This is a genomic window from Streptomyces sp. NPDC051173, from assembly GCF_040689515.1.
Classification (GTDB): domain Bacteria; phylum Actinomycetota; class Actinomycetes; order Streptomycetales; family Streptomycetaceae; genus Streptomyces.
The window spans coordinates 74,703-90,544 of the sequence record NZ_JBFBBD010000010.1 but is presented as its reverse complement, the minus strand read 5'-3'; the positions used below and the strand labels follow the sequence as shown (position 1 = coordinate 90,544).

Sequence of the window (15,842 nt, the reverse complement as noted above, 5' to 3'; positions counted from 1 at the left end):
GACGAACGCCCCTTGCCCGCCCGCCTCCTGGGCGCCACCCGCCCCTGCGGGCTGCCATTAGTATGACCGCCATGACGAACCGGGTACGGCGCAGGATGGCGGTCGAGCAGCGACGTGAGCAACTGATCGCGGTCGCTCTCGACCTGTTCGGCCATCGCCGCCCGGACGACGTCTCCATCGACGAGATCGCAGCGGCGGCCGGGATATCCCGGCCGCTCGTCTATCACTACTTCCCCGGCAAGCAGAGCCTGTACGAGGCGGCGCTGCGCCGGGCGGCGGACGAGCTCGCCGCGCTCTTCGACGAGCCGCGCGAGGGTCCGCTGGGCGAGCGGCTCGCGCGGGTGATGAACCGCTTCTTCGGCTTCGTCGAGGAGCACGGCACGGGCTTCACCGCCCTGATGCGCGGCGGCCCGGCGGCCGGGAGCAGCCGGACCTGCGCGGTGATCGACGGAGTGCGGCAGGCGGCGTACGCCGAGGTGCTGCACCACCTCGGCGTGCAGTCGCCGCCCCCGCGGCTGGAGCTGGCCGTCCGCTCCTGGATCTCCCTGACGGAGACGACGGCCCTGCTCTGGCTGGACGACCGCCGCATCCCCCGCGCGGAGCTGGAGCGCCAGCTCGTCCACGACTTCGTGGCACTCACGGCGGTGAGCGCGGCGTACGACGAGGACATGGCGGAGGTCCTCCGCCACATGCTCGCCGACGAGTCGGACCTCGGCCCCTTCACGGACCTCCTCACCCGCCTCTCCACACTGGCCCCGCTGCCGGTCTGAGGGGCTTCACTCCTCAACCCCCTTGTCGGAAGACCGCCACCGTGCGCCCCGGCACCGTGAGGGTGCCCGATGTGCGGTCGTACGACGCCGACTTGACCACCGGGTCGGATCCCGCGGCCTGGATCGGGTGGAGGGTGTACGGCGTTCCCGCGAGGGTGGGGAGTTGCTGGGCGCGGCGGTCGGGGGTGGCGTTCAGGACGACGAGCAGGCTGCCGAGCCGCATCGTGATCACGCCCGGTGTCTCGTCCTTGCCGGAGAGCGGGAAGGCGAGGTCCGTCTGGACCCCGGCGGCCGTGGTGTGGCTGAACGCCTTCTCCGTCGTGCGGATCCGCAGCAGGTCGCGGTAGGCGGCGGAGGCCGCCTCCATGGGCGGGCAGCCGGGGCGCAGGGCCGGGTCGGCGAGGAGGGGGCGCGCATAGGGCCACTTGGCCGCGTTGTCCGCGGCCGGGGGCAGGCCGCGGCCGAAGCCGTTGCCGTCGGCGCAGTCCCAGTGGATCGCGTTGAACCAGTCGCCGCTGTCGAAGGAGTTGCGGTCCAGCGACTTGGAGCGCAGGAGGTCCGTACCGGCCTGGGAGAGCGCGGGACCCTGGGACAGCGCGGCGGTGGCCATGGCGAGGACCTGCATGCGCGCCCGGTCGGCCGGAGCGGTGCGCTGCGGGAGTTTGAAGGCGAGGGCGTCGTAGAGGGTCTCGTTGTCGTGCGCGTCCACGTAGGCGAGGGCGTCGCCGGGGGCGGCGGCGTAGCCGGCGGGCGCGCCGTTGTAGTCGACGTCCGAGCCGCGGACGCTCCGGCCGGCGGAGTCCGTGAAGCGGTACGCGGCGAGGTTGCCTGTGAGGCCCACCTTGATGAGGTCCTGGGCGTGCAGGAGGCGGGCCCGCTGTTCCCCGGGGGTGCCGGGGGTCGCGCCGTTGGGGTCGGTGTAGAGGCCGGAGGCGAAGCCCTGGACGCGCGGGTCCGCGCCGAAGGGGCCGCCGCCGCGGACGGCGTCGCGGGCGCGGTCGGAGAAGGTCGCGATGCCGGTGCCCGCCATGTTCCTCTGGGTGGCCTGGACGAAGCGGGCGTCGTTCGCGACCTCGCCGAAGTTCCATCCCTCGCCGTAGAGGACGATCGCCTTGCCGTCGACACCGTCCTTGGCGGGCGTGAGCGCGTCGAGGGCCTCGCGCACGGCCAGGATGTTCGCCTTGGGGTGGTGGCCCATGAGGTCGAAGCGGAAGCCGTCGACCTTGTAGGCCTTGGCCCAGGTGACCACGGAGTCCACGACGAGCTTGCCCATCATGGCGTGTTCGGGCGCGGTGTTGGCGCAACAGGTGGAGGTGGCGACGGTGCCGTCGTCCAGCAGCCGCTGGTAGTAGCCGGGGACGACGCGGTCGAGCACGGAGCGGGGATCCTGCCCGGACGCGGCCGTGTGGTTGTAGACGACGTCCATGACGGTGCGCAGCCCGGCCCCGGCCAGGCCCTGGACCATCTGCCGGAATTCGAGGGTGCGGCGGGGGCCGTCCGGGTCGGAGGCGTAGCTGCCCTCGGGGACGGTGTAGTGCAGCGGGTCGTAGCCCCAGTTGTACGCGTCGCGGGCGGCTGTCCGCCCCACGCACTCCTGCTGCCGCTCGGAGTCGGCGGGCAGGGCGGCGAGGTCACAGTCGGGTGTGGCCTGGTCGGCGCGTTTCTCGGGGACGGTGGCGAAGTCGAAGGCGGGCAGCAGGTGGACGTAGGAGGTGCCCGCGTCGGCGAGGTCCTTCAGGTGGCGCATGCCGGCCGAGGTCCGGTCGGTGAAGGCGAGGTACTGCCCCGGGTGCGCCGAGGTGCGGTCCGCGACGGAGAAGTCGCGGATGTGCAGCTCCTGGATGCGCGCGTCGCGCAGGGGCACGGCCCGGGGCTTGCGGAGCCCCTGCCAGCCCGGCGGGGCGAGGGCGGGGTCGGCGAGGTCGGTGACCACGCTGCGCGCGGAGTCCGCGGTGAGGGCGGTGGAGCAGGGGTCGGTGACGAGGTTGGTGACCGTCTTCCGTACGGTCGGGGCCCAGACGGTGACCGCGTACCGGTAGGGCTTGCCGGTCCACTCGCGGGGGCCGGTGACGCTCCACACGCCGCTGGTGGCGTCGCGCCTCATGGGCACGGTGCGGCCGTCGAGTTCGAGGGCGACGCGACGCGCCGTGGGCGCCCAGACGGAGAGGGTGGGGCGGCCGTGGTGGAAGGCGGGGCCGAGCTCGGCCTTGGCCGCGGGCGCGGCGTAGAGGTCGTCGAGGACGCCGGGTATCTGCACGCCGGCAGTGATGTCATCGGTGACGGCGGCGAGTTGGCCTCGCAGCGCGTCGGGGACGTGCGACCGGTCGCCGGGCGCGATACGGAAGGCGTCGTAGGCGGCGAGGTGGGGGTACTTCGCACGCTGGCCCGAGGTGAGCCCGCCGGGCTGCGGGGTGAGGGCGAAGGTGCCGGTGCCGTGGACGAGCCGGTGGGGGTGGGTGGGGTCGCCGAGGTTCTTGGGCCAGGCGACGGTGGTGCGGTCGATCCATTGGACGGCGGCTTGGGGTGGGGCGGGGGCGGGGTTCGCGTGGGTGGTGGCGGCTGCGAGTGGCAGCAGCAAACCGATGGTTGCTGCCACGGTGACCAGGCGTCTCATGGGGCTCCTTCGCTGAGGTGGGTGGACGGTTTTTGCCCGCGTGGGGGCTCTGCCCCAGGCCCGGTTGCGGGTGGGTCTCGCCTGCGGCGCTTTGTTCCCCAACCCCGCCCCTTCCCGAAACTGGAGCTGCGCCCCAGACCCCGCAACACGCTTCGCGCGTTGTCCTCAAACGCCGGACGGGCTGGATATGCGGCTACGGTCCGCACCATCCAGCCCGTCCGGCGTTTGAGGACGCTCCCGAAGGGAGCTCCCGCCGCAGGCGGCAACGGGCCTGAGGTTCGGGCTCTGGGGCTTGCCCCCAGTTTCGGGAAGGGGCGGGGCTGGGGAAAAATCCCTACGGGGCACACATACGCGCACCCACATGCAGCGCCAGCGCCGTGTTCGGGGCGACCGTCGCCGCGAACGTGCCGTCCGGGGCCACCGCCACCCGCCGTCCGCTCTGCACATCGCAGTAATCACCCGCGGGCAGGGACGACTTGAACGTGCGGCTCAGCGCGAACGACTCGTGGTTGACGACCACATAGCCCTTGTCGCCGCGCCCGAACGCGATCGCCTGGTATCCGTTGTCCCACCAGTCGCCCACCGCCGCGCCCCGAGTCGCGTTGCGGAAGGCCACCATGGACTTGATCTCGGGCCATTTGTGCTGACACTTCCAGCCGTCCTGCCAACAGGCGGTCACCGAGCCGCCGTTGGGCGGTCCGGCGTCACGGTCGGTGAATTCGTAGCCGGAATGGACGTCGGGGGAACCGTAGGGCCAGGCGAGCATGAAGACGTTGGCGAGGGTGTAGTTGGCCCCGTCCTTGTAGCTGAGGGTGTCGCCGTTGCGCTCCGTGTCCCAGTTGTCGGTGAAGACGGACGCCTGGGCGCCGGGCAGATAGCCCCAGCCCTCGCCGAAGTTCTTCAGATAGGCCAGCCGCTCGCCGGTGAAGACGCGCTTGAGGTCGCGTGCGTAGCGGAACTCCTGGACGTCACCGTTGCGCAGGTACTCGTCCGGCTGGACCGCCTCGCCCGCTCCGTAGATCGTCTCCTGCTTCCAGTAGACGTCGGGTCTGCTCAGCCGGGACTTGATCGCGGCGAGGTCCTCGGTGGCGATGTGCTTGGCAGCGTCGATGCGGAAGCCGTCGACGCCGAGCGAGAGCAGGTCGTCGAGGTAGGCGGCGATGCGGTCGCGTACGCGCTCCGCGCCGGTGTCGAGGTCGGCCAGGCCCACGAGTTCGCAGTTCTGGACGTCGCCGCGGTCGCGGTAGTCGCTGACGGGCTTGCGGCAGCCGTGGAAGTCCCGGTCCTCGTACGTGCCCGGGTAGTCGTACTTCGTGTATACGGTGCCGCCGGTGCCCGTGCCGGAGCCCGCGGCCATGTGGTTGACGACGGCGTCGGCGACGACCTTGACCCCGGCGGCGTGGCAGGTGTCGACCATGTTCTTCAGCGCGGCGCGGTCGCCGAGCCGCCCGGCGACGCGGTAGCCGACGGGCTGGTAGGAGGTCCACCACTGCGGGCCCTGGATGTGCTCCTGGGGCGGGGAGACCTGGACGTATCCGTAGCCGGCCGGGCCGAGGGTGTCCTTGCACTCCTTGGCGACGGAGGCGTAACTCCACTCGAAGAGCACGGCGGTGACGTCGCGTTCGCCGGGGGCCGCCGCCCGCGCGGGCGGGGCGCAGGTGAGGGTTCCCGCCACCAGGGCGGCGACGGCGAGCAGCGCTCTCCGGCCGGTGCCGGGCAGGGCGAAGGGGGGCATGGCGCCTCCTGAGGGGGGTGGCCGGTTCCTGATGAACCGGGACATAACAGCCTGGTACGGCAACGCACCGCATCCAGCAGGCCGATGAAGGTTCTTGCTCTTCTTGCTGCAACTTCCGGTCCGCACGACCGCGACAACCGCCGCGCACGAGACCGTACGAGGCCGGTAGCCGCCGGTCAACCCTTGGGACACGGTCCGGTTACGACCCGGAAATCTCGCCGTTTCGTTCTTGCAAACCCTTTCGCAAGAGATTTCAGCCTGTTAACTTCCTCCACAGCTCGGGCCGTCCGCGACTGGTCGGCCTCCTTGATGAGGAGATCCATATGCGAAGAGGCATATCGGTTGCGGCCGTCATCGGCGCGCTGGCCCTGACCGCGACCGCCTGCGGCGGTGACGGCGGTGGTGACGGCGGCGACGGATCCAAGGCGGCGAACGACCCGGGCAGCGTGAGCGGGACGGTCACCTGGTGGGACACCTCGGACGCCACCAACGAGGCACCGGCCTTCAAGAAGCTGGTGTCGGCCTTCGAGGCGAAGTACCCCAAGATCAAGGTCGATTACGTCAACGTCCCCTTCGACCAGGCGCAGCAGAAGTTCAAGACCGCGGCGTCCACGGGCAAGGGCGCGCCGGACGTGCTGCGCTCGGACGTCGGCTGGACCCCGGGCTTCGCCCAGCTCGGCTACCTCAAGGACCTCACCGGCACGCCCGCGCTCGACAAGCCCGACGACTTCCTCGACGGGCCGCTGAAGAACGCCGCGTACCAGGGCAGGACGTACGGCGTCCCCCAGGTCACGGACACGCTCGGGCTGCTCTACAACAAGGAGCTCTTCCGGAAGGCCGGCATCGACAAGCCCCCGGCCGACTGGGCAGCGGTCAAGGAAGCCGCCCTGAAGATCAAGGACAGGACGGGCGCCGAGGGCATCGGCCTCAGCCCGGACAGCTACTACTCGCTGCCCTTCCTCTACGGCGAGAAGAGCGACATGGTCGACGCCGCGGACAAGAAGATCACCATCTCCGACGCCGCGTCCCTCAAGGGCATCGAGACGGCCGTCGACCTGGTGAAGTCCGGTGCGGCGCCGAAGCCGGCGGGCACGGACGGCTACAACGCGCTCAAGACCGACTTCAAGAACGGCAAGCTGGCGATGCTCGTCGACGGGCCGTGGGCGACGAAGGAGATCTTCGGCGGCGACGCGTACAAGTCGAGGGACAACCTGGGGATCGCGCCGATCCCGGCCGGCTCCACGGGCACGGCGGGGGCGCCGGTCGGCGGGCACAACCTCGTCGTCTACGCGGGGTCGAAGAACTTCGACGCGTCCTACCTCTTCACGCGGTTCATGACCGAGGCCACCCAGCAGGAGTCGGTGTCGTCGGCGATCGGGGTGCTGCCGACGCGGAAGTCGGCCTACACGGCCGAGGTGCTGGCCGATCCGGTGCGGAAGTCCTTCTACGAGGCGCTGGGCAAGGCGCACGCGCGGCCGCAGATCCCGCAGGGCGGGGACCTCTTCACGGACTGGCTCCAGCACTACACGAAGATCCTGACGCTGAAGGAGTCGCCGAAGGAGGGCCTGGACGCGACGGCCAAGGCGTGGCAGGGGGCGCTGCTGAAGGACTGGTCGGTGCGGAAGTAGGGGCCGGGGGTCTCCCCCGCCCGCCCCTTCCCGGCCGCATCCGGTATGCGGCTCCGCCCCCCGGTCCTCTCCTACGAAAGCCGCCCACCATGACCGCAGCAGTCTCCGAAACCGGCAGCCCTCCCACGTTGTTCACACGGCTCCGGCGGTCCTTCGACACGCACTGGTACGCCTGGGCCATGGTCCTGCCCGTGGTCGTCGTGCTGGCGGTGCTCGTCGGGTATCCGCTGGGGCGCGGGATCTATCTGTCCTTCACCGACGCCGACGAGGCCAACGTCGGCCGGACCATCGGCGTCAACCACATCGCGTCGACGTACAAGTACGTCGGCCTCGACAACTACTGGAAGGTGCTCTCGGGGCAGGAGGGCCACTTCTACTCCCGGCTGGGCTGGACCGTCGTGTGGACCGCGTCGTGCGTGTTCCTGCACTACACGATCGGCCTCGGGCTGGCCCTGCTGCTCAACAGGCCGATGCGGTTCCGGGCGCTCTACCGCGTGCTGCTGATCCTGCCGTGGGCGGTGCCGGCGTTCGTCGCGACGTTCTCGTGGCGGCTGATGTTCAACGAGAAGTACGGCGTCTTCAACGCCTTCCTGACCAAGCTCGGCCTGGACCCCGTCGACTGGCTCGGGGACTCCACGCTCCAGAAGGTGTCGGCCGTCGCGGTCAACGTATGGCTGGGCGTGCCGTTCATGATGGTGGCGATACTCGGCGGACTCCAGGCGATACCCAGGGAGTTGCACGAGGCGGCCGAGATGGACGGGGCGTCGCCCTGGCAGCGGTTCCGGCACGTGACGCTGCCGGGCCTCAAGCCGGTGAGCGGCACCGTGATCCTGCTGGGTGTCATCTGGACGTTCAACATGTTCCAGGTGATCTACCTGCTGATCGGGCAGGGCGCGAGTTCCGACAGCGAGATCCTCGTGACATACGCCTACCGCCTGGCCTTCCAGGGGGTGCGCGACTACGCGGGCTCCGCCACGTACGGCATCCTCATCCTCTCGCTGCTGCTGGTCTTCGCCGTCTTCTACCGCCGGATGCTCTCTCGACAGGAGGGGACCACGCGATGAGCTCCACCACCCCACGGGCCCGCGGCGAGCGGTCGCGCGGCGCCTCGGCCGCCCTGCACACGGCGCTGGCCCTCGCGAGCCTGGTCGCGGTCTTCCCCGTGCTGTTCGTCGTCTTCGTCTCGCTGCGCGGCCGCGACGGCTGGCAGGAGCCGACGCGCTTCGTCGGCTTCGGCCTCTCCAACTACTCCCACATCCTGGGGCACACCAAGTTCCTGACGTGGTTCGGGAATTCGGTGATCGTGGCGGTGGGCGCCACCCTGCTCGGGGTGTTCGTCGCGGCGACGGCCGGCTACGCCGTGTCGCGGATGCGCTTCCCCGGGCACAGGCCGCTGATGTGGACCTTCCTGATCGTGCAGATGTTCCCGATGGCGGTGCTGATCGTGCCGCTGTACAACATTCTGGGTGAGCTCGAACTCCTGGACTCCTACACCGGTCTGATCGTCACCTACTGCTCGGTGTCCGTACCGTTCTGCGCCTGGATGCTCAAGGGGTACTTCGACACCATTCCCGCCGAGATCGACGAGGCGGGCCGGGTGGACGGGCTGAGCCCGTTCGGCACCTTCTGGCGGCTGATCCTGCCGCTCGCCCGGCCCGGCCTGGCCGTCACCGCCTTCTACTCCTTCATCACCGCCTGGGGCGAAGTCGCCTTCGCCACCCAGTTCATGAGCAGCGAGGAGCACTACACCCTCGCGGTCGGGCTCCAGACCTTCGTCGGCCAGCAGAAGGCCGAGTGGGGTCTGATGACGGCCGCGGCGGTCCTGATCACCGTCCCCGCGGCCGCCGTCTTCTTCATCGCCCAGCGGCACCTGGTCGCCGGGCTGACCGCCGGTGGCACCAAGGGCTGACCCGGCCCCGGGGTGCGTCACCGGACGCGTCTACCGCGCGTTGACACCTTCGTACCGCCCGCACCACCCGTACGGCCCTTCGCACCGCCTGTTCTCCGTGACCGCACTTTTCGACCTAGGGAAGTACATGACCCAGGATCTCGCGCCCTCCGTCCGCCCGGCCGCCGACTCCTCGTCCGCGCACGCGGAGGGCTGGTGGCGCAGCGCCGTCATCTATCAGGTGTACGTGCGCTCGTTCGCCGACAGCGACGGTGACGGCATCGGCGATCTGCGGGGGATCCGGCAGCGGCTGCCGTATCTGGCGGAGCTGGGGGTGGACGCGGTGTGGCTGACGCCGTTCTTCGCGTCGCCGCAGGCGGACGGCGGTTACGACGTGGCGGACTACCGCGCGGTGGACCCGCTGTTCGGTGAGCTGTCGGACGCGGACGACCTGGTGCGGGAGGCGCACCGGCTGGGTCTGCGGATCATCGTCGACATCGTGCCCAACCACACCTCCGAGCAGCATGTGTGGTTCCGAGCCGCGCTCGCGGACCGTCCGGGGGGGACGGCCCGCGAGCGCTACCACTTCCGGCCCGGCAAGGGCGCGGCGGGCGAACTCCCGCCCAACGACTGGGAGTCCGTCTTCGGCGGGCCGGCCTGGACGCGCACGTGCGGCCCGGACGGCACGCCGGGCGAGTGGTATCTCCACCTCTTCGCGCCCGAGCAGCCGGACCTCAACTGGGAGAACCAGGAGGTCCGGGAGGAGTTCGCGTCCGTGCTGCGGTTCTGGCTGGACCTGGGGGTGGACGGCTTCCGGATCGACGTGGCGCACGGCATGGTCAAGGCGCCGGGGCTGCCGGACATCGGCCGCAAGGAGCAGGCGAAGCTGATCGGCGCGCAGGTGCTGCCGTTCTTCGACCAGGACGGGGTGCACGAGATCCACCGCTCGTGGCGGGCCCTGCTGGACTCCTACGAGGGCGAGCGGATCGGGGTGGCCGAGGCGTGGGCGCCGACCTCGGAGCGGCTGGCGCTGTACGTGCGCCCCGACGAGCTGCACCAGGCCTTCAACTTCCAGTTCCTGACGTGCGCATGGGACGCGGACGCGATGCGTACGGTGATCGACGAGTCGCTGGCGGCCACGCTGTCGGTGGGCGCGCCGACGACCTGGGTGCTCTCCAACCACGACGTGGTGCGGCACGCCACCCGCTACGGCGCCGGTGAGCCGGGGCTGCGGCGGGCGCGGGCGGCGGCGCTGCTGATGCTGGCGCTGCCGGGCTCGGCGTACGTCTACCAGGGCGAGGAGCTGGGCCTGCCGGAGGTCGTGGACCTGCCGGACGAGGTGCGCCAGGACCCGGCGTTCTTCCGGGGCGACGGCCAGGACGGCACCCGGGACGGCTGCCGGGTGCCGATCCCGTGGTCGGGCGAGGAGGCTCCGTACGGCTTCGGGCCGGGCGGCAGCTGGCTGCCGCAGCCCGAGCGGTGGCGGGAGCTGTCGGTGGCGGCGCAGTCGGGCGACCCTCGCTCGACGCTGGAGCTGTACCGCTCGGCGCTGACGCTCCGCCGCGAACTGCCGGGTCTCGGCGACGGGGAGATGGTCTGGCTGGACGCGCCGGAGGGGGTGCTGGCGTTCTCGCGGCCCGGTTTCTTGTGCACGCTCAACACCCTGGGCGAGGAGGTGGAGCTGCCGGTCCCGGGGCGTCCGGTGCTGGCGACGTCGGCGCTGGCCATCGTCTTCCCGGAGGGGCGCAGCGCGGCCGGCACGGTCCGGATCCCCGCCGATTCCTGCGTCTGGTGGGCAGTCTGAGATGCGACCGGTAAGGTCCAGTCCTGTGACCGCCCGGCTTGCCGATATCGCAGCGCAGGCGGGTGTCAGCGAAGCAACCGTCAGCCGCGTCCTCAACGGGAAGCCGGGGGTGGCCGCCGCCACCCGCCAGTCCGTGCTGGCCGCGCTCGACGTGCTGGGCTACGAGCGGCCCGTCCGGCTGCGGCAGCGCAGCGCGGGCCTGGTCGGGCTGATCACCCCGGAGCTGGACAACCCCATCTTCCCGGCGTTCGCGCAGGTCATAGGGCAGGCGCTGACCCGGCAGGGGTATACGCCGGTGCTGGCCACGCAGACGCCGGGCGGCTCCACGGAGGACGAGCTGACCGAGATGCTGGTGGACCGGGGGGTCGCCGGGATCATCTTCGTCTCCGGGTTGCACGCGGACACGTCCGCGGATATGCAGCGCTACGAGCGCCTGCGCGCCCAGGGCGTGCCGTTCGTGCTCATCAACGGCTTTTCGGCCAAGGTGCGGGCGCCCTTCGTCTCCCCCGACGACCGGGCCGCGGTCCGGCTCGCCGTCACCCATCTGGCCGCACTGGGCCACCGGCGCATCGGACTGGCGCTGGGGCCGCGGCGGTACGTGCCGGTGCAGCGGAAGGTCGAGGGCTTCCTGGCGGCCATGCGGGAGGAGCTGGGGGTGGCGGAGGCCGGGGCGGCGGAGTCGGTCGAGCACTCGCTCTTCAGCCTGGAGGGCGGCCAGGCGGCCGCCTCCGCGCTCCTGGACCGCGGCTGCACGGCCGTGGTGTGCGCGAGCGACATGATGGCGCTGGGCGTGGTGCGCGAGGCCCGCAGGCGGGGCCTCACGGTCCCGCGCGACGTCTCGGTGGTCGGCTTCGACGACTCGCCCCTCATCGCCTTCACGGACCCGCCGCTGACCACGATCCGGCAGCCGGTGCAGGCGATGGGGCAGGCGGCGGTGGGGGCGCTGCTGGAGGAGGTCGGCGGTACGCCGGCGCCGCACAGCGAATTCGTGTTCCTGCCGGAGTTGGTGGTCCGGGGTTCAACGGCTTCGGCGCCGGGCACGGTCCGTGGCGGCGCGGACACGCGACTTCCCGAACAGGCCCGCACAGACGCGCGTACGGGCGCTCGTACGGTGCTGCCGAATCAGGCGCAAAGCGGCGAAGACCAGTCTTGGGGATGATCTGCCGCGGGCCGCCGTCTGGCAGACTGGTTGGCTATGGGTGAAGCGACAGTAAGGCAACTGGAAGGCCGCACGGCCGCCCCGCCACCCACCGAGGAGCGAGCGGACCGGCCGTCGGCGGAACGTGCCACTCAGCGAAAACCCGTCTCGTGGAAGCCGCGTTCACCGCGCCGGCCGCGCCTGTGGTTCGAGGTGCTGCTCATCGCGGTGAGCTACTGGACGTATTCGCTTGTGCGCAACGCCGTGCCCGAGCAGCGGGCGGCGGCGCTGCGCAACGCCGACTGGGTCTGGCGCACCGAGAACTCCCTGCACATCGCCGTCGAGCACACCGTCAACCACGCGGTCAATTCGGTGACGTGGCTGATCGTGGGGATGAACTACTACTACGCCACCCTGCACTTCGTGCTCACGATCGGGGTGCTGGTGTGGCTCTACCGCTGGCACCCCGGCCGCTACGCCGCGGCCCGGCTGGTCCTCTTCGCCACCACCGGCGTCGCGTTGCTCGGCTACTACCTCTGTCCGCTGGCCCCGCCACGGCTGATGAACAACGTGGGTTTCATCGACACGGTCGTGGTGCACCACACGTGGGGCTCGATGGCCTCGGGCAATCTGGCCGACATGTCCAACCAGTACGCGGCGATGCCGTCGATGCACATCGGGTGGTCGACGTGGTGCGGTGTCACCATCGCGATGCTGGCCCGGCCCGTGTGGGTGCGGGTGCTGGGCGCGCTGTACCCGGTGGCGACGCTGGTGGTGATCGTGTCCACCGCGAACCACTTCTGGCTGGACGCGGTGGGCGGCCTGCTCTGCCTCGCGTTCGGCTTCGCGCTGTCCTACGCCTGGTACCGCGCGTTCCCGTACCGCCTGGCCCGCCATGTGGCTGGGCCGCCACGCTGAGGCCACGCTTCTGCGGGCCGTCCGCCGCCTGCGGCGGGAACGCCCTTCGGGCGTGTCCTCAAACGCCGGACGGGCTGAATTGCGCACCCACATCGGCCATATCCAGCCCGTTGGGGGCACCTCCCAGCGTTAGCTGGGGGAGATTGAGGACACCGCCGCGCAGCGGTGGTGCGGACGACAACCACCCGCACCCGACCACAAGACCCGCCAGCCGATGTCACGCCCCGTAAAACCGCTCCTCGACCACCGCGCGGGCCCGTCTCGTGACGCGGCGGTAGTCGTCGAGCATCTCCCCCACGTGGCCCGGCTCGTAGCCGAGGTAGCGGCCGACGGCGGCCAGCTCGCGGCTGTGCGAGGGGAAGGTGTCGCCGGCCCGGCCGCGTACGAGCATCACGGCATTGCGGACGCTCGTGGCGAGCACCCACGCGTCATCCAGTATGGCCGCCTCCTCCGCGCTCAGCAGCCCGGCCGCGCAGGCCGCGTGGAGGGCCTCGCGGGTGCGGGTCGTGCGCAGGCCCGGCTCGGCCCAGCCGTGGCGCATCTGGAGGAGCTGCACGGTCCACTCCACGTCCGACAGGCCGCCGCGCCCCAGCTTGGTGTGGGTGGTGGGGTCGGCGCCGCGTGGCAGCCGCTCGGACTCCATGCGGGCCTTGAGCCTGCGGATCTCGCGTACGGCGTCCTCGCCCAGGCCCTCGGCGGGGTAGCGCAGGGGGTCGATCAGCTCGACGAACCGCTGCCCCAGCCCGGCATCGCCCGCGACCGGCTCGGCGCGCAGCAGGGCCTGGCTCTCCCACACCAGCGACCAGCGGCGGTAGTAGGCGGCGTAGGAGCCGAGGCTGCGCACGATGGGCCCGGACTTGCCCTCGGGCCGCAGGTCGGCGTCGACGAGCAGCGGCGGGTCGGTGGTGGGCAGTTGCAGGAGCCTGCGCATCTCGGTGGCGACGGCGAAGGCGGCGCGGGCGGCCTCCTCGTCGCCGGCGCCCTCGCGGGGTTCGTGGACGAAGAGCACGTCGGCGTCCGAGCCGTAGCCCTGCTCGTGGCCGCCGAAGCGGCCCATGCCGATGACCGCGAAGCGGGCGGGGAGGGTGTCGCCCCACTCGGCGCGCACGGCGGCGCGCAGCGCCCCGGCGACGGCGGCGGCGTTGAGGTCGGAGACGGCGGCGCCGACGGTGTCGACCCGCAGGTGGGTGTCCTTGACCTCGGGCTCGCGGCCGTGCACGGAGGTGCCGTTGCCGCTCCCGGCGGGCCCGTACGCGCCGATGATGTCCGCGGCGGCGGTGCGGAAGAGCTCGCGGCGGCGCACCCCGCGGACGGCCACGATCGCCGCCTCGGCGTCCGCCGCGCGGCCCACCGCTGACAGCACCTCCTGCTCCAGGGCCTCCCGGCCGCGCGGGCGCAGCCCTTCGGGGTCGCCGAGGAGGGCGACGGCCTCGGGCGCGCGCAGCAGCAGGTCGGGGGCGAGGCGGCCGGCGGACAGCACCCGGGCGAGGTTCTCGGCGGCGGCGCCCTCGTCGCGCAGCAGCCGCAGGTACCAGGGGGTCCGGCCGAGGGCGTCGGAGACCTTGTGGAAGTTCAGCAGCCCGGCGTCGGGGTCGGCGGAGTCCGCGAACCAGCCGAGGAGCACGGGCAGCAGGGTGCGCTGGATCGCGGCCTTGCGGCTCACCCCGGAGGCGAGCGCCTCCAGGTGGCGCAGGGCGGCGGCGGGGTCGGCGTAGCCGAGGGCCTCCAGGCGGTGGCCGGCGGCCTTGGCGCTCAGCCGGATCTCGCCGGGCTCCAGTTGGGCGACGGCGTCGAGCAGCGGGCGGTAGAAGAGCTTCTCGTGCAGCCGGCGGGCCTCGCGGGCGTGCTTCTTCCAGACCTTGGCGAGCTCGGTGACCGGTTCGGTGCCGGGCGGCCACTGGAAGGCGCGGGCGAGGGAGCGGCCGAGGCGGCGCCGGTCGGCCTCGTCCTCGGGCATGAGGTGGGTGCGGCGCAGCCGGTAGAGCTGGATGTGGTGTTCGAGGGTGCGCAGGAAGCGGTACGCGGCGTCGAGGGCCGCGGCGTCGGAGCGCCCGACGTAGCCGCCCGCCGCGAGCGCGGTCAGGGCGTCGAGGGTGCCGCCGCCGCGCAGCGTCGCGTCGCTGCGACCGTGCACCAACTGCAGGAGCTGGACGGCGAATTCGACGTCGCGCAGACCGCCCGGGCCCAGCTTGAGCTCGCGGTCGACCTGGCCGGCGGGGATGGAGGCGATGACGCGGCGGCGCATCTGCTGCACGTCCGCGACGAAGTTCTCCCGCTCGGCGGCCTGCCAGACGAGCGGGGAGACGGCGTCCACGTACTCCTGCCCCAGGGCCGCGTCACCGGCGACCGGGCGGGCCTTGAGGAGGGCCTGGAACTCCCAGGTTTTTGCCCAGCGTTGGTAGTAGGCGAGGTGGCTGGAGAGGGTGCGGACGAGCGGGCCGTTGCGCCCCTCGGGGCGGAGGTTGGCGTCGACGGGCCAGATGGTCCCCTCGGGGGTGACGTCCGAGCAGACGCGCATCATCCGCGAGGCGAGCCGGGTGGCGGCCTGCACGGCGGCCCCCTCGGCGGTGCCGCCGCGGGGCTCCCCCACGAAGATGACGTCGACGTCGGAGACGTAGTTGAGCTCGCGGCCGCCGCACTTGCCCATGCCGATGACGGCGAGCCGGCACGCCGCGGCGTCCTCGGGCCGCTCCTCGGCGGCGATGTCCAGGGCGGCGCGGAGGGTGGCCGTGGCGAGGTCGGCGAGCTCGGCGGCGGTCTGGGCGATGTCGGCGGTGCCGCAGACGTCCCTGGCGGCGATGGTCAGCAGGCAGCGCCGGTAGGCGGCGCGCAGCGCGTCGGCGGGGGCCAGCCCGGCGCCCCGCTCGCCGCGCACGCCTTCGGTGAGGGCCTTCTCGAACTCCGGTGTCGTGGGGTTGAGATCGGCCGGTTCGTAGGTGAGGAGGGCGTGCCAGTCGCCGGGGTGCCGGGCGAGGTGGTCGCCGAGCGCCTCGGAGGCGCCCAGCACCCCGAGCAGCCGGTCGCGCAGGGGCTTGGCGGTGACGAGGGTGTCCAGCAGCGTCTGCCGCTCGGCGGTGCCGGTGGCCTCGGCGAGCCGTACGAGCCCCTGGAGGGCCAGGTCGGGGTCGGCGGTGGCACCGAGCGCGTCGAGGAGGAGCGGATCGGAGCGCACGGGGGCGAGGACGGGGGTGTCGAGGAGGCGTTCGGCGGTGGCGGTGTCGGTGAAACCGTGGCGCAGCAGCCGGCTGTACGAACTACTGCGACGCCCCTGCGGCACGGTCATGCGAACCCTCTTCTTCTCCCGGCCGGGGAGCGAACCCCCGGCCCCCTCGCCCCCGGGGGCGGAA

Annotated in this window: 10 protein-coding genes; 7 read left to right on the top strand and 3 right to left on the bottom strand. The window is 71.8% G+C overall.

Annotated features, from left to right (window positions below; all coding sequences use genetic code 11):
* Nucleotides 1–71 precede the first annotated feature (71 nt).
* On the top strand, nt 72–770 hold the full coding sequence (locus AB0435_RS09130; protein ID WP_366006138.1) for a TetR/AcrR family transcriptional regulator: 699 nt from the start codon (nt 72–74) through the stop codon (nt 768–770).
* 13 nt (nt 771–783) lie between these two features.
* On the opposite strand, the gene pulA is transcribed toward AB0435_RS09130, so the two are convergent.
* Together pulA and AB0435_RS09120 are read right to left on the bottom strand one after the other, a co-directional pair.
* The gene (gene pulA, locus AB0435_RS09125) at nt 784–3,384 is read right to left on the bottom strand and encodes a pullulanase-type alpha-1,6-glucosidase (RefSeq protein WP_366426546.1); all 2,601 of its coding nucleotides are present in this window, start codon (nt 3,382–3,384) and stop codon (nt 784–786) included.
* A gap of 334 nt (nt 3,385–3,718) precedes the next feature.
* On the bottom strand, nt 3,719–5,119 hold the full coding sequence (locus tag AB0435_RS09120; RefSeq protein WP_366426545.1) for an alpha-amylase family protein: 1,401 nt from the start codon (nt 5,117–5,119) through the stop codon (nt 3,719–3,721).
* Between the two features lie 323 nt (nt 5,120–5,442).
* Here AB0435_RS09120 and AB0435_RS09115 point away from each other — a divergent pair, with 323 nt between their 5' ends.
* From AB0435_RS09115 to AB0435_RS09090, 6 genes are all read left to right on the top strand, one after another.
* The gene (locus tag AB0435_RS09115; RefSeq protein WP_366006141.1) at nt 5,443–6,747 is read left to right on the top strand and encodes an extracellular solute-binding protein; all 1,305 of its coding nucleotides are present in this window, start codon (nt 5,443–5,445) and stop codon (nt 6,745–6,747) included.
* An 89-nt stretch (nt 6,748–6,836) separates the two neighbouring features.
* Complete coding sequence (locus AB0435_RS09110) at nt 6,837–7,811, top strand: sugar ABC transporter permease (RefSeq protein WP_366006142.1); 975 nt, start codon at nt 6,837–6,839, stop codon at nt 7,809–7,811.
* Nucleotides 7,808–8,656, top strand: a complete 849-nt coding sequence (locus AB0435_RS09105; RefSeq protein ID WP_366006143.1) for a carbohydrate ABC transporter permease — start codon at nt 7,808–7,810, stop codon at nt 8,654–8,656. Before AB0435_RS09110 ends, AB0435_RS09105 begins: the two co-directional genes overlap by 4 nt.
* 127 nt (nt 8,657–8,783) lie before the next feature.
* Nucleotides 8,784–10,439 (top strand): alpha-amylase family glycosyl hydrolase, encoded by a 1,656-nt coding sequence (locus tag AB0435_RS09100; protein WP_366426544.1) that lies wholly within the window; start codon nt 8,784–8,786, stop codon nt 10,437–10,439.
* A gap of 25 nt (nt 10,440–10,464) precedes the next feature.
* Nucleotides 10,465–11,598 (top strand): LacI family DNA-binding transcriptional regulator, encoded by a 1,134-nt coding sequence (locus AB0435_RS09095; protein ID WP_366006145.1) that lies wholly within the window; start codon nt 10,465–10,467, stop codon nt 11,596–11,598.
* Nucleotides 11,599–11,634: 36 nt separating this feature from the next.
* Entirely contained in the window at nt 11,635–12,495 is an 861-nt protein-coding gene (locus tag AB0435_RS09090) for a phosphatase PAP2 family protein (protein WP_366426543.1), read from the top strand.
* A 217-nt stretch (nt 12,496–12,712) separates the two neighbouring features.
* On the opposite strand, the gene AB0435_RS09085 is transcribed toward AB0435_RS09090, so the two are convergent.
* Entirely contained in the window at nt 12,713–15,778 is a 3,066-nt protein-coding gene (locus AB0435_RS09085; RefSeq protein WP_366006147.1) for a bifunctional [glutamine synthetase] adenylyltransferase/[glutamine synthetase]-adenylyl-L-tyrosine phosphorylase, read from the bottom strand.
* Nucleotides 15,779–15,842 lie beyond the last annotated feature (64 nt).